Raw genomic sequence first — 15,050 nt, 5'->3', positions numbered from 1 at the left:
TAAGAGTTCTCCTTTCATTTTATCATAAAAAGCCTTTTCATGCACCTACTTATAGGCAAAGATAGGATTTTAAGATAAAATACTTCTTTGACAAGATTCCTCTTTTTTGCTAGAATAGCATCAACATGAAAGAATGAGAGGAGCTGGCGAATTTCGTCACTCCCTTTTGTCTATCTGATTAGGAGGAAGTATGCTGATTGAAAAAATTAAAGCCTATAAATGGCAAGCCTTGGCATCCTTTGTGATGACAGGCTTGATGGTTGCGAGCTCACTCTTGCAACCTCGCTATTTGCAGGAGGTTTTAGATGCTCTACTGGCTGGCCAACATGAGGCTATTTATAGTATTGGGGCATGGTTGATAGGAGTAGCCCTCGTGGGTCTGGTTGCAGGTGGTGTCAATGTTATTCTTGCAGCCTATATCGCTCAGGGAGTATCTTCGGATCTTCGGGAAGATGCTTTTCGTAAGATCCAAACCTTTTCTTATGCCAACATTGAGCGGTTTAATGCTGGGAATCTGGTTGTCCGCATGACCAATGATATCAACCAAATTCAGAACATGGTGATGATGGTTTTCCAAATCCTTTTCCGTCTTCCTTTGCTTTTTATTGGTTCCTTTATCTTAGCGGTTCACACCCTGCCTTCACTTTGGTGGGTAATTGTCCTTATGGTAGTGCTGATTTTTGCGCTTACAGGTATCATGATGGGGATGATGGGGCCACGCTTCGCCAAGTTTCAAACCCTTCTTGAACGAATTAATGCCATCGCCAAGGAAAATCTACGTGGTGTGCGTGTGGTCAAATCCTTTGTGCAGGAAAAAGAGCAATTTGACAAGTTTACAGAGGTCTCAGATGAGCTTCTGGGACAAAATATTTATATTGGCTATGCCTTTTCAGTAGTGGAACCTTTTATGATGCTCATTGGGTACGGAGCGGTTTTCCTATCCATCTGGTTGGTTGCGGGAATGGCTCAGTCGGATCCGTCAGTCGTTGGTTCTATTGCTTCCTTTGTCAACTATCTCAGTCAGATTATCTTTACAATCGTCATGGTTGGATTTTTAGGGAATTCTGTCAGTCGGGCTATGATTTCGATGATGCGTATCCGTGAGGTTCTAGATACCGAGCCAGCGATGACTTTTAAGGATCTTCCAGATGAGGATCTAGAAGGAAGTCTCTCTTTTGAAAATGTGACCTTCACTTATCCTACTGATGATGAGCCTATGCTGAAGAATGTAACCTTTGAAATTGCGCCTGGTCAGATGGTCGGTGTGGTTGGGGCTACTGGAGCAGGGAAGTCCACCCTAGCTCAGTTAATTCCACGACTTTTTGATCCACAGGAGGGATCTATCAAGATTGGTGGCAAGGATATTCGAGACGTCAGCGAGGGAACCTTACGTAAAACAGTTTCCATTGTCTTGCAACGTGCTATTCTCTTTAGCGGAACCATTGCAGATAATCTTCGTCAAGGGAAAGGCAATGCCAGCGTGTCAGAAATGGAACGTGCAGCACGGATTGCCCAAGCCAGTGAATTTATCGGGCGCATGGAAAACAAATTTGAGAGTCAGGTCGAAGAACGAGGCACCAATTTTTCTGGTGGACAAAAACAACGGATGTCCATTGCCCGTGGGATTGTCAGCAATCCCCGTATCCTGATTTTTGACGATTCGACTTCAGCCTTGGATGCTAAGTCAGAGAGACTCGTGCAGGAAGCTTTGAACAAAGACCTGAAAGGGACAACAACCATTATCATCGCTCAAAAGATCAGTTCAGTCGTCCATGCGGACAAGATTTTGGTCTTGGATCAAGGGCGTTTGATTGGAGAAGGACGGCATGCAGATTTGGTAGCTAACAATGCCGTCTACCGCGAAATCTACGAAACACAAAAGGGAAAGGAGGAATAAAATGAAAACCGTTCGATTTTTCTGGAATTATTTTAAAGTTTACAAGTTCTCCTTTGTCATTGTGATTCTGATGGTTGCAGTTGCGACGATTGCCCAATCCCTCTTTCCTGTTTTTTCAGGTCAAGCAGTAACAGAGCTCGCTAACCTAGTGCTGGCTTATCAAAATGGAACTTCCGAACTAGCCTGGCAGAGTTTATCAGCTCTGATGCTGAATCTAGCTCTGGTTGTCCTTGCCTTAGTGGTATCCAGTTTGATTTACATGACCTTGATGACCCGTGTGATTGCTGAGTCAACAAATGAGATGCGTAAGGGCCTCTTTGGCAAACTGTCTCGTTTAACGGTTTCTTTCTTTGACCGCCATCAGGATGGTGACATCCTCTCTCGCTTTACGAGTGACTTGGATAACATCCTTCAAGCCTTCAATGAAAGCTTAGTTCAGGTTATGAGCAATATTGCTCTTTACATCGGTTTGATTTTTGTCATGTTTTCAAGAAATGTGACGCTATCCCTGATAACAGTAGCCAGCACCCCAGTGGCCTTTCTCATGTTGGTCTTCATTGTGAAAATGGCCCGTAAGTACACTAATCTCCAGCAAAAAGAGGTAGGGAAACTCAACGCCTACATGGACGAGAGTATTTCTGGACAGAAAGCTGTTATCGTACAAGGAATTCAAGATGACATCGTAGCAGGCTTTGTGGAGCAAAATGAGCGCGTGCGCAAGGCAACCTTTAAAGGGAGAATGTTCTCAGGCATCCTGTTTCCTGTTATGAATGGGATGAGCTTGGTCAATACGGCCATCGTTATTTTTGCAGGTTCTGCGGTCTTGCTGAATGATCCAAGTATCGAAACAACGACAGCCCTAGGTTTGATCGTTATGTTTACCCAATTTTCTCAGCAGTACTACCAGCCGATTATCCAGGTGGCTGCGAGTTGGGGGAGTCTCCAGTTGGCCTTTACTGGGGCGGATCGTATCCAAGAAATGTTTGATGCAGAAGAAGAGATTCGCCCACAAAATGCGCCTGCCTTTACGGAATTGCGAGAAGGTGTTGAAATCAGTCACATTGATTTCTCTTATGTGCCAGACAAGCCGATTTTAAAAGATGTTAGCATTTCAGCTCCTAAGGGGCAGATGATAGCAGTTGTTGGTCCGACTGGTTCAGGGAAAACGACCATCATGAACCTCATCAATCGTTTCTACGATGTGGATGCAGGCAGGATTTGCTTTGATGGCAAAGACATCCGTGACTACGACTTGGACAGCCTGCGGAGCAAGGTCGGGATTGTCCTGCAGGATTCGGTCTTGTTTAGTGGAACGATCCGAGACAATATCCGTTTTGGTGTGCCAGATGCCAGTCAGGAAATGGTCGAAGCAGCTGCCAAGGCAACTCATATTCATGACTATATCGAAAGCTTGCCTGATAAGTATGATACCCTTATTGATGATGAGCAAAATATCTTCTCGACTGGTCAGAAACAATTGATTTCCATCGCTCGGACCTTGATGACAGATCCTCAAGTCCTAATTTTAGATGAAGCGACTTCCAATGTGGATACCGTAACAGAAAGCAAGATTCAACATGCCATGGAGGCAGTTGTAGCAGGACGAACCAGTTTTGTCATTGCCCATCGTCTCAAGACCATCCTCAATGCCGATCAGATTATTGTCCTCAAAGATGGAGAGGTTATTGAACGTGGAAATCATCACGAGTTGCTCAAACTCGGTGGCTTCTACTCAGAACTCTATCACAATCAATTTGTCTTCGAATAAGAAAGAAGTTGTCCTCGTTGGGCAGCTTTTTCTTGTCCATAAAAAATACTTATCACGGTCTTTAAAAAAACATATTAGACAGGAAAGGGGTGGAGTGATAAGATAAGACTGTCGCAAGAAAATCGAAAGGAGACACATCATGGCTAGAACGGTTGTAGGAGTTGCTGCAAATCTATGTCCTGTAGATGCAGAAGGGAAAAACATTCACTCATCTGTATCCTGTAAATTTGCAGAGAGCATTCGTCAAGTCGGCGGTCTTCCTTTAGTAATTCCTGTAGGGGATGAGACCATTGTGCGCGATTATGTAGAAATGATTGACAAACTCATCTTGACAGGTGGGCAAAATGTCCATCCTCAGTTTTATGGAGAGAAAAAGACCATTGAGAGCGATGATTACAACCTTGTACGCGATGAGTTTGAACTAGCCCTCTTGAAAGAAGCGCTCCGTCAGAATAAACCAATTATGGCAATCTGTCGTGGGGTTCAGCTTGTCAATGTTGCTTTTGGCGGCACTCTCCACCAAGAAATTGAAGGCCACTGGCAAGGCTTGCCTTTTGGAACATCTCATTCTATTGAGACGGTAGAAGGGAGTGTGGTGGCTAAGTTGTTTGGCAAAGAAAGTCAGGTTAACTCAGTTCATCGTCAAAGTATCAAAGACCTGGCACCTAATTTCCGTGTGACAGCGGTGGACCCTCGCGACCAGACGGTGGAAGCGATTGAGTCTATCGACGAGCATCGTATCATTGGTTTACAGTGGCACCCAGAGTTCCTGGTCAATGAAGAAGACGGCAATTTAGAACTATTTGAGTATTTATTAAATGAATTGTAACGGTTAGAGCCTCTAGCCGTTTTTATTCGTCCTTTCAGATTTTTTATATTTTAGCAAATTTACGCAAACGTTTGAATTCTGATAAAAATTGGGCAAAATCAATAAAAAAACTTGAAAAAATCTAAGGTAAGGGTTATGATAGAAGAGAAGAAATTTTGGAGGAATATTATGTCACATATTAAATTTGATTATTCAAAAGTATTAGATAAATTTGTTGCACCACATGAACTAGATTATATGCAGCCTCAAGTGACTGCAGCAGATTCTGCTCTGAGAAATGGTACAGGTCCTGGGGCAGAAATGACTGGCTGGTTGAACTTACCTGAAGAATATGACAAAGATGAATTTGCTCGTATTCAAAAGGCTGCTGCTAAAATCCAATCTGATAGTGAGGTATTGATCGTAATCGGTATTGGTGGTTCCTATTTAGGAGCTCGTGCAGCTATTGATTTCTTGAATAATTCATTTGTAAACTTGCAAAGAAAGGAAGAACGCAAGGCACCTCAGATCCTCTATGCTGGAAACTCTATCTCTTCAAGCTATTTGGCTGATTTGGTAGACTATGTATCAGACAAAGATTTCTCAGTAAACGTGATTTCTAAATCAGGTACAACAACTGAACCGGCTATTGCTTTCCGTGTCTTCAAAGAACTCTTGGTTAAGAAGTACGGTCAAGAAGAAGCTAACCAACGTATCTACGCAACTACAGACCGCGCTAAAGGTGCAGTTAAAGTTGAAGCAGATGCTAATGGCTGGGATACTTTTGTAGTGCCTGATAGTGTAGGTGGTCGTTTTACAGTATTGACAGCAGTGGGGCTCTTGCCAATCGCAGCTGCAGGAGCTGATATCAGCAAGTTAATGGAAGGAGCAAATGCTGCTCGCAAGGCTTATGCTTCTGATAAGTTGGCTGAAAATGAAGCATATCAATATGCAGTTGTACGCAATATCTTGTACCGTAAAGGTTATCTGACAGAAGTTCTAGCTAACTATGAACCATCTCTGCAATACTTCTCTGAGTGGTGGAAGCAACTGGCTGGTGAGTCAGAAGGGAAAGACCAAAAAGGGATTTATCCAACTTCAGCTAACTTCTCAACAGACTTGCACTCTCTGGGACAATTTATCCAGGAAGGTACCCGTATCCTCTTTGAAACAGTTATCCGTGTAGATAAACCTCGCAAAAATGTGCTGATTCCTGAATTGGCAGAAGACTTGGACGGTCTTGGCTACTTGCAAGGAAAAGATGTTGACTTTGTCAATAAAAAAGCTACAGATGGAGTGCTGTTAGCACACACTGATGGTGGAGTTCCAAATATGTTTGTGACACTGCCTGAGCAAGATGAGTTCACTTTGGGCTACACTATTTACTTCTTTGAGTTGGCTATTGCTCTTTCTGGCTACCTGAATGGTATCAATCCATTTGACCAGCCTGGAGTTGAAGCTTATAAGAAAAACATGTTTGCTCTTCTTGGGAAACCAGGCTTTGAAGAGCTGGGTGCTGAGTTGAATGCACGCCTTTGATTCTCATATGCTTTGAGTTCATTTAGAATATAAAAAGATCCACAAGTTCATTTCTTGTGGATTTTTAGTACAAGCCTCTTAATTAGTTTATTATTTTTTTTAAAAGTGTAAAAAAGAGTGTCTTAATTCTTTTATGAAAGCGCTGTATAATTGCCTTGTAAATAAAATTTGAGAGGTATCAAAATGAATGATTGGTTAAACATAAAAGGCAAAACAGTTCTTGTGACTGGCGCGTCATCTGGGATCGGTAAGGCAATCGTTGAAGAATTGCTGGAATTAGGAGTCAATGTAGCGAATTTTGATCTTAGCGACAACGATTTGCGTCACCCGAATCTATTATTTGTAAAAGTTGATGTAACTTCTCGCTCTGAAGTAGAAGAGGGTGTTGCCAAAATAGTTGAAAGATTTGGCAATATTGATGCAGTGGTCAATAATGCAGGGATTAATATCCCTAGATTATTAATCGATGCAGAAAATCCTAAAGGTCCTTACGAATTGGACGATGAGACGTTCGAAAAAGTAACGATGATTAATCAAAAAGGTTTGTATCTGGTTAGTCAGGCAGTGGGACGTATTTTAGTGAAAAATGGAAAAGGTGTAATTGTGAACATGGCTTCAGAAGCAGGCTTGGAAGGTTCTGAAGGACAAAGTGCCTATGCTGCCACAAAAGCAGCAGTCTATAGTTACACTCGTTCATGGGCAAAAGAGCTGGGTAAGCATGGTGTACGTGTGGTTGGAATTGCTCCAGGAATTATGGAAGCTACGGGACTTCGAACTCTTTCTTATGAGGAAGCTCTTGCTTATACCCGTGGAAAGACGGTAGAAGATATTCGAGCTGGTTATGCTTCAACTTCAACAACTCCTTTGGGACGAAGTGGTAAACTACGGGAAGTAGCTGACCTTGTAGCATTCTATATTTCAGACCGTTCTAGCTATATAACTGGAGTCACTACAAATATTGCCGGAGGGAAAACTCGCGGTTAAAAAAATGAAGGTGAGGAAGAGAGTTGACCATAGTAAATCGATGGTATAATATTTTAGAAAAAATGGTCTCACAGCCAACTTATTCCTTGGTAGATATGCGCTCAGAGCTGGATATTAGTATGCAAACCTTGCAAAAGAGTATCCAACAATTAAATGATGTTTTGGCTCCGAGTATCCAGATTATCTCACAAGATGATCAGTTAATGTTAGAGGTGTATGACTATACTGAGTTGGAAAGGATTTTATCTGGTAGTTTAAAACGGGAGAGTGACTTCAATTCTTCCAGTAAAAGAATTGCCTATTTACTAAAACGTTTAATTGAGTCAACCTCCCCTCTTCTTATTGACGACTTGGCTGAGGAAGCAGGTGTTAGTAGAAGTACCCTTAATAAGGATTTAAAACAAGTAAAATCTTTGGCAGAGAGTTACTCTATCACTATTTCAGGAAAGCCCAACCGTGGGCTGGAGGTCTTGGGGTCCGAGCTGAATTTGCGCTTGCTCTATATTCACCAAGTGGCCCCTTACTTTGAAGGAAAGACACTCACCGAGGCAACATCTTCTTTTCTGGAGACGCTACTCCAGGAGTATAAAATCCCGAAAGAAACAAAGGAACTCCTTCGAAAGACAATTTCAATTATGGTGGAGCGTATTCATGCATCTAGGGTGTTGAGTTGCCCTATTCCTTACTATAGGAATGATTTAACAGAGACACCTTTGGTTGAAAAATTAATCTATCATATTGAGATGACTTATAAGATTTCCCTCAGTCAGTTTGAGATAGACTTTTTGTGTTTTCCGTTTAATATCCGTTTTATTGACACTTTAAGCAAGCCGTCTTATCAATCTGAACAGCTTGCAAACATTTTTCAAGGGATTGTCAAGAAAGTCAAAGAAACAATGTTGGTTAACTTTGATGATGAAGAATTATTTGAAGAAATCAAGTCTCATCTAGGCTCCTTAATCAATCGACTGATTTTCCATGTGCAAGCTAATGATATATTCCATGGCGAGGTTCAAACTCAATATCCTTTTGCTTTTGAAATGGCGAAAATTGCTGGAGAAGAACTATCTGCAATTTTTGGTTCTGAATTGGAATTATCTGAAATCGGATATCTGGCTTTGTATTTTGAAATGATTTTAAGAAAGCAAAACTCTGTTGTAAATGGTTCTCGCAAGCAGATAGCTGTAGTTTGCACAACAGGAAGAGGAACTGCTGCGATGATTATTCAGCAACTCAGACGAATTCTTGGAAATGATGTAGACATTACTCAGTATTCTGAAGAGGATTTTAATCTGGATTTGAATCAGGACTATTTCGCGATTTTTACGACAGTTCCTCTAAAATATAAAGATTCTAAATCTCCAGTCATTCAAGTTAATCATCTTTTTGATGATCAATGGCTGCAGGAAGAATGGCAGAGGGCCAATGCTTTTCATCAAAAAAATCTAGAAACAGTCAGCTTACGTTTTCTTCGTTTGACTCCCCAAAAAACCTATCAGCAATACTTGCTAAATATGGTTGCAGAGTTAGAGAAACTTCAGATGATTGATGAAGGTTTTAGAAATCGGATAATTGATAGGGATAAAAAACAATCAACCATTTTTGGTGGAGGAATTGCCTTCCCCCATACAATTAACCAGGGTTATGCAAAGACTATTTTAATGTTTGGAAAGCTAGAAGAGCCTTATCAAAAAGGAGATGATTGGATTGAATTTATCTTTCTAGTCGCCATTCCCTCAGAAATTGAAAGCAAAATGGAGAGTGAATTGCTGGAATTGTATGACGACATTTTTCGAATTGCAGGAGAGCCTTCTCTAAAAGAAGCATTGAGGGCTGTAGAAACAGAGACAGAGTTTCTATCATTTTCTAAGAGCAAAGGAGTATTTTAATGAATTCGCTAATAATTTTCGCTGTATTTGTCATGGCAGCTTATATATTTCAAATGTTCCTCGGCTGGCAGCAACTCAAAGACTTCAATAAGACCTATACGATGCTCCGAAAACTGGGGCGCGTAGCGATTGGCAGGAAGTCCGGAAGAATCAAATCCGGTACGATTGTCATGTTCGCGGTTGATGAAAACGGTCGGGTTCTTAAAGCTAGCAAAATGCAAGGAGTCACAATCTTAGCACGTTTTCAAAATATGGACGATTATGTTGGAGAAGACATCCATTATTTTGACAAGTATAATCCTCTTGTGAGAAAAGAAAATAAGTTGATGCAATCAGCCATAGAAGATGCTAGAAAAGTCTATCTTTGGAATGAGGCAGGTATTGAGAAAGAGACAAGTTCATCTGATTCTTTTCTGGGATTCGGCTTTTATGCGAATTACTTACAATTATCTATTAAACAGTTATTTAAAAAAAATAAGAAAGGGAGTTCCTTATGAATCACATTACAAATTTTGCAGAGAGTTTTATGAAACTCTTCCAATTAGGTGGAGAAACCTTTATTAGCTGGATGACAAATATTGTACCGCTTGTCTTAATGCTATTGATTGCAATGAATACCCTTATCGCTTTCTTGGGAGAAGAGAAGGTCAATTCCCTGGCTAAGATTTCTGCCAAAAATCCTGTTAGCCGGTATATGATTTTACCTTTCATTTCTGCCTTTATGCTGGGGAATCCGATGGCAATCAGTATGGGACGTTTCTTACCAGAATATTATAAACCTAGTTTTGTAGCAGCTCAGATGCAGTTCTGCCATACTTCAAATGGTGTATTTCCACATATCAATCCTGGGGAATTATTTGTATGGATGGGAATTGCGACAGGAATTCAAACTTTAGGTTTAAGTCAAATGGACTTAGCCATTCGTTACATGCTTGTTGGGCTTGTCATGAACTTTGTAGGTGGTTGGGTAACCGATTTTACAACTGCTTATGTAGCAAAACAGCAAGGTGTTACCTTGAGTAAAACATTTGATTTATAGAAAGAGTGAAATTATGTCATATAAGAGTATAAAAGTTGTTAAAGGAAATGGCGGTTTCGGAGGACCTTTGGTCATTACACCTAGTGAAGCTAAGCATAAATTCATCTATATTACTGGTGGCGGAGAAAAGCCAGATATTGTAGATAAAATTGCTGATTTGACCGGTATGGAAGCTGTTAATGGGTTTAAAACTTCTATCCCAGATGAGGAAATTGCTTTAGCAATCGTGGATTGTGGCGGTACTCTTCGCTGTGGTATTTATCCTAAAAAGGGAATCCCTACAATAAATATTGTCGCTACAGGGAAAAGTGGGCCTCTAGCTCAATATATAACCGAGGAAATCTATGTGTCAGCAGTTGGCCTTAATCAAATTTCTGCTGCTAATGAAGACGAAAAAGCGACAACTGTGGTAACTGAAAAGCCAACTTACGATACTAGTAAAAAAATTACAGAGCAAAAAGCTGAAACAAGTATTGTAGCACGAATTGGGATGGGGGCTGGTAAGGTCGTTGCAACTTTCAACCAGGCTGCTCGTGAAGCCATCCAAACAATGCTCAATACAATAATTCCTTTCATGGCCTTTGTTTCCTTGCTGATTGGGGTTATTCAAGGATCTGGTGTTGGAAATTGGCTGGCAAAATTAATGGTTCCCCTAGCGGGGAACATCTGGGGACTCGTTTTAATTGGCTTTATCTGTTCCTTACCATTCCTATCTCCTTTGTTAGGTCCCGGAGCTGTTATTAGTCAGATTATTGGAACTTTAATTGGAGTCGAAATCGGAAAAGGGACTATTCCGCCCCAAATGGCTCTGCCAGCTTTATTTGCTATCAACACTCAAAACGGTTGTGATTTCATTCCTGTAGCACTCGGCCTATCTGAAGCCAAGGCTGAAACAGTTGAGGTTGGTGTCCCTTCGGTACTTTATTCACGCTTTCTCAATGGTGTTCCGCGGGTGCTAGTTGCTTGGATAGCTAGTATTGGTCTTTATCAGTAGACCTTTGATAGATGCCTGAAAACAGAGAACTATTATGTTAAACTTATCTATAAGCCTAAGTTTATGACAAATTAGAGAAAGTATGAATAGAAATCAGATGAAGAAAATTTTTGAAACTAAAGTAATTCAAGTAGGGTCTGAAGCTCAGAATATGATTCAAGATGCCAATATGCTCATTTTATTTGGAGAAGAAGCACCAGAAGATTTATCAGAGTATTGTTTTAAGATTGATAACAAAAATCTGCTAGGTTCAATACTAGAAGGTGGCAAGCTGGTGGTAGATAATCAGGAATATTCGATTAGTTCCGTAGGAAATGTAGTAGAAAAAAATTTAACTGGACTGGGACATATCACGATTTCTTTTGATGGTTCAAAAGAGGGGAGCCTTCCTGGTACACTCCATGTTGTAGCAGATCAAGCGGTAGTAATTGATAAAGATTCTACCATTCAGATTTTTGAAACTGCTTAACCATAATAAAATTTCAAATCAAGCAATTTAGAAAAATAAAAGTCTAAAAAATTGATTCAGAGCCTGGACCAAAAGTCCAGGCTTCTGGGTCTAAATTAGAAAAAATAGATGACGCAGTGGTTGATTGGCAAGTCAATCAAACTAGCCAGTCAGTGCAAGGGAATTTCCAGCAGATGCATCCACAAGGGGTGCCTGAACAGAAGGAAAAGACCAAAAAGGGATTTACCCAACTTCAGCTAATTTCTCAACAGACCTACACTCATTGGGTCAATTTATCCAAGAAGGAACTCGTATCATGTTTGAAACAGTTGTCCGTGTTGACAAACCACGTAAGAACGTGATTATCCCTACTTTGGAAGAAGATCTTGATGGACTTGGTTACCTTCAGGGAAAAGACGTTGACTTCGTTAACAAAAAAGCAACTGACGGTGTTCTTCTTGCCCACACAGATGGTGACGTACCAAACATGTACGTAACTCTTCCTGAGAAAGATGCCTTCACTCTTGGTTACACAATCTACTTCTTCGAATTGGCTATCGCCCTTTCAGGTTACTTGAATGCCATCAACCCATTTGACCAACCAGGTGTTGAAGCTTACAAACGTAACATGTTTGCCCTTCTTGGTAAACCAGGATTTGAAGAATTGAGCAAAGAACTCAACGCTCGTCTATAATAGGATATAAAAAGGGTGGTTTTACCACTCTTTTTGCTTTTTCTCGAAAAGAGAAATTGGACTCTGGCAAGACTTGTGATATAATATAGAGAGCAAAAAGGCAGACGCCTAGAGACTTTATAGGAGAAGATATGTCAAAAGATATCCGCGTACGTTACGCACCAAGTCCAACAGGACTACTACACATCGGAAATGCCCGTACAGCATTATTCAACTACCTTTACGCACGCCATCATGGTGGAACTTTTATCATCCGTATCGAAGATACTGACCGTAAACGCCATGTTGAGGATGGAGAACGTTCACAGCTTGAAAATCTTCGCTGGTTGGGGATTGACTGGGATGAAAGTCCAGAAACTCATGAAAACTACCGCCAATCAGAGCGTTTGGACTTGTATCAAAAATACATCGATCAATTGCTAGCTGAAGGAAAAGCCTACAAATCATACGTTACAGAAGAAGAGTTGGCAGCTGAACGCGAACGCCAAGAAGCAGCTGGCGAAACACCACGTTACATCAATGAATACCTTGGTATGAGCGAAGAAGAAAAAGCAACTTACATCGCAGAACGTGAAGCAGCCGGTATCATCCCAACTGTTCGTTTGGCTGTTAACGAGTCTGGTATCTACAAATGGCATGATATGGTCAAAGGTGATATCGAGTTTGAAGGTGGCAACATCGGTGGTGACTGGGTTATCCAAAAGAAAGATGGTTACCCAACATACAATTTTGCCGTTGTGATCGATGACCACGATATGCAAATCTCTCACGTTATCCGCGGTGATGACCATATTGCTAATACTCCAAAACAACTCATGGTCTATGAAGCGCTTGGTTGGGAAGCACCAGAGTTTGGTCACATGACTTTGATCATCAACTCTGAAACGGGTAAAAAATTGTCTAAACGTGACACCAATACCCTTCAGTTTATAGAAGACTACCGTAAAAAAGGCTATTTGCCAGAAGCAGTCTTTAACTTTATCGCCCTTCTTGGTTGGAATCCAGGTGGCGAAGATGAAATTTTCTCTCGTGAGGAATTGATTAAACTCTTTGATGAAAATCGTCTCAGCAAGTCACCAGCTGCATTTGATCAGAAGAAACTAGACTGGATGAGCAACGACTACATCAAGAAAGCAGAACTTGCTACTATCTTTGAAATGGCTAAACCTTACTTAGAAGAAGCAGGGCGTTTGACTGACAAGTCTGAAAAAATGGTGGAACTATACAAACCACAAATGAAGTCAGTGGATGAAATCGTTCCATTGACAGATCTTTTCTTCTCAGATTTCCCAGAGTTGACAGACGCTGAGCGTGAGGTCATGGCAGGAGAAACCGTTCCGGTTGTTCTAGAAGCCTTCAAAGCGAAACTAGAAGCGATGACAGATGAGGAATTTGTGACAGAAAACATCTTCCCACAAATCAAAGCAGTCCAAAAAGAAACAGGTATTAAAGGGAAAAACCTCTTCATGCCGATTCGTATTGCTGTATCAGGTGAAATGCATGGACCAGAATTACCAGACACCATTTTCTTACTCGGACGTGAAAAGTCAATTCAGCATATCGATAATATGCTGAAAGAGATCTCCAAATAAAAAGGACTTCCGATGGATACATGGGAAAAGATGTATGAAGAAGCACGAACCTTATTCAATCCCCATGAAGTTTCTGACTTTGTTTATGCTAACCATGTTGTTGCTGCGGTAGAAGCAGAAGATGGTCAGATCTTCACAGGATTTTGTATGGAGGGCACTTGTGGCGTTTTTCATCTCTGTGCAGAACGAGCGGCTCTCTTCAATATATATCAATTTTCAGGACAGACCAAAGTTAAGAAAATCCTCGCCTTTCGAGACAAACCTCCCTACGGCGAAGGATCAGGTATGCCCTGTGGCGCTTGCAGAGAATTTCTCTTAGAATTGAATGCTAAAAATAAAGAAGCAGAGTTCATGATGAACTACGAAACAAGAAAAACAATTAAGGTTGCTGAATTAATCCCTTACTTGTGGGGAGAAGAACGTGCGACTAATTGGCAAGATAAATAGAAGGAGTCAGTTTAACTGGCTCTTTTCCCTAATCTTTTCAGAATTTTGGTAAAGAGGTAAAAAAGTCCTTGACAAAGGTAAAAAAGTAGGTATAATAGAAAGAGTTGAAAAGCTCAGGTCCGTTGGTCAAGGGGTTAAGACACCGCCTTTTCACGGCGGTAACACGGGTTCGAATCCCGTACGGACTATGGTGTATTGCGGTTAAAAAAACTTGAAAAAAGTTTAAAAAATCTGTTGACAGAGGCAGGTAGCTGTGATATACTAATATAGTTGTCGCTCACGAGAGGAGTGAGAGACAAAGACCTTTGAAAACTGAACAAGACGAACCAATGTGCAGGGCACTATAACTGAAGTTATAGTACTGAACAATGAAAAAAACAATAAATCTGTCAGTGACAGAAATGAGTGAGAACTCAAACTTTTAATGAGAGTTTGATCCTGGCTCAGGACGAACGCTGGCGGCGTGCCTAATACATGCAAGTAGAACGCTGAAGGAGGAGCTTGCTCTTCTGGATGAGTTGCGAACGGGTGAGTAACGCGTAGGTAACCTGCCTGGTAGCGGGGGATAACTATTGGAAACGATAGCTAATACCGCATAAGAGTAGATGTTGCATGACATTTGCTTAAAAGGTGCAATTGCATCACTACCAGATGGACCTGCGTTGTATTAGCTAGTTGGTGAGGTAACGGCTCACCAAGGCAACGATACATAGCCGACCTGAGAGGGTGATCGGCCACACTGGGACTGAGACACGGCCCAGACTCCTACGGGAGGCAGCAGTAGGGAATCTTCGGCAATGGACGGAAGTCTGACCGAGCAACGCCGCGTGAGTGAAGAAGGTTTTCGGATCGTAAAGCTCTGTTGTAAGAGAAGAACGAGTGTGAGAGTGGAAAGTTCACACTGTGACGGTATCTTACCAGAAAGGGACGGCTAACTACGTGCCAGCAGCC

Annotated in this window: 12 protein-coding genes, 1 tRNA gene, 1 rRNA gene and 1 pseudogene; all 15 read left to right on the top strand. The window is 41.3% G+C overall.

Annotated features, from left to right (window positions below; genetic code table 11):
- Nucleotides 1-190: 190 nt before the first annotated feature.
- Entirely contained in the window at nt 191-1,897 is a 1,707-nt protein-coding gene (locus D8805_RS08455) for an ABC transporter ATP-binding protein (RefSeq protein ID WP_125416792.1), read from the top strand.
- 1 nt (nt 1,898) lies between these two features.
- Nucleotides 1,899-3,665, top strand: a complete 1,767-nt coding sequence (locus D8805_RS08450; protein WP_033585445.1) for an ABC transporter ATP-binding protein — start codon at nt 1,899-1,901, stop codon at nt 3,663-3,665.
- 139 nt (nt 3,666-3,804) lie between these two features.
- A complete protein-coding gene (locus D8805_RS08445) occupies nt 3,805-4,494 on the top strand; it encodes a gamma-glutamyl-gamma-aminobutyrate hydrolase family protein (protein ID WP_033585446.1) in 690 nt (229 codons plus the stop codon).
- 168 nt (nt 4,495-4,662) lie between these two features.
- Nucleotides 4,663-6,012 (top strand): glucose-6-phosphate isomerase, encoded by a 1,350-nt coding sequence (locus D8805_RS08440; protein WP_000018239.1) that lies wholly within the window; start codon nt 4,663-4,665, stop codon nt 6,010-6,012.
- 183 nt (nt 6,013-6,195) lie between these two features.
- On the top strand, nt 6,196-6,996 hold the full coding sequence (locus D8805_RS08435; protein WP_001000837.1) for an SDR family oxidoreductase: 801 nt from the start codon (nt 6,196-6,198) through the stop codon (nt 6,994-6,996).
- A gap of 62 nt (nt 6,997-7,058) precedes the next feature.
- Nucleotides 7,059-8,885: a BglG family transcription antiterminator gene (locus tag D8805_RS08430; protein ID WP_080639548.1), complete on the top strand. Its 1,827-nt coding sequence runs from the start codon at nt 7,059-7,061 to the stop codon at nt 8,883-8,885.
- Nucleotides 8,885-9,382 carry a transcriptional regulator GutM gene (locus D8805_RS08425; protein ID WP_033585448.1) on the top strand — a complete coding sequence of 166 codons (498 nt, stop codon included), beginning with the start codon at nt 8,885-8,887 and terminating at the stop codon, nt 9,380-9,382. The genes D8805_RS08430 and D8805_RS08425 overlap by 1 nt, the downstream gene beginning before the upstream one ends.
- Nucleotides 9,379-9,924: a PTS glucitol/sorbitol transporter subunit IIC gene (gene srlA, locus D8805_RS08420; RefSeq protein WP_001015684.1), complete on the top strand. Its 546-nt coding sequence runs from the start codon at nt 9,379-9,381 to the stop codon at nt 9,922-9,924. The genes D8805_RS08425 and srlA overlap by 4 nt, the downstream gene beginning before the upstream one ends.
- Before the next feature lie 13 nt (nt 9,925-9,937).
- Nucleotides 9,938-10,918 carry a PTS glucitol/sorbitol transporter subunit IIB gene (gene srlE, locus D8805_RS08415; protein WP_000120696.1) on the top strand — a complete coding sequence of 327 codons (981 nt, stop codon included), beginning with the start codon at nt 9,938-9,940 and terminating at the stop codon, nt 10,916-10,918.
- 97 nt (nt 10,919-11,015) lie between these two features.
- On the top strand, nt 11,016-11,387 hold the full coding sequence (locus D8805_RS08410; RefSeq protein ID WP_033585537.1) for a PTS glucitol/sorbitol transporter subunit IIA: 372 nt from the start codon (nt 11,016-11,018) through the stop codon (nt 11,385-11,387).
- A gap of 196 nt (nt 11,388-11,583) precedes the next feature.
- Nucleotides 11,584-12,060 (top strand): annotated as a pseudogene (gene pgi / locus D8805_RS08405) (glucose-6-phosphate isomerase); the annotation flags it as partial.
- Nucleotides 12,061-12,191: 131 nt separating this feature from the next.
- Nucleotides 12,192-13,652, top strand: a complete 1,461-nt coding sequence (gene gltX, locus D8805_RS08400) for a glutamate--tRNA ligase (RefSeq protein ID WP_033585449.1) — start codon at nt 12,192-12,194, stop codon at nt 13,650-13,652.
- Nucleotides 13,653-13,664: 12 nt separating this feature from the next.
- Complete coding sequence (locus D8805_RS08395) at nt 13,665-14,099, top strand: cytidine deaminase family protein (RefSeq protein ID WP_049519151.1); 435 nt, start codon at nt 13,665-13,667, stop codon at nt 14,097-14,099.
- A gap of 116 nt (nt 14,100-14,215) precedes the next feature.
- Nucleotides 14,216-14,287: transfer RNA gene (locus D8805_RS08390), tRNA-Glu, on the top strand.
- Nucleotides 14,288-14,519: 232 nt separating this feature from the next.
- Nucleotides 14,520-15,050: ribosomal RNA gene (locus tag D8805_RS08380) — 16S ribosomal RNA — on the top strand; the annotation flags it as partial.

The organism is Streptococcus oralis subsp. dentisani (assembly GCF_003944205.1).
Lineage (GTDB): Bacteria > Bacillota > Bacilli > Lactobacillales > Streptococcaceae > Streptococcus > Streptococcus oralis_BH.
Note: the sequence above shows the minus strand (reverse complement) of the source record. Positions and strands in the feature narration are given on the sequence as shown.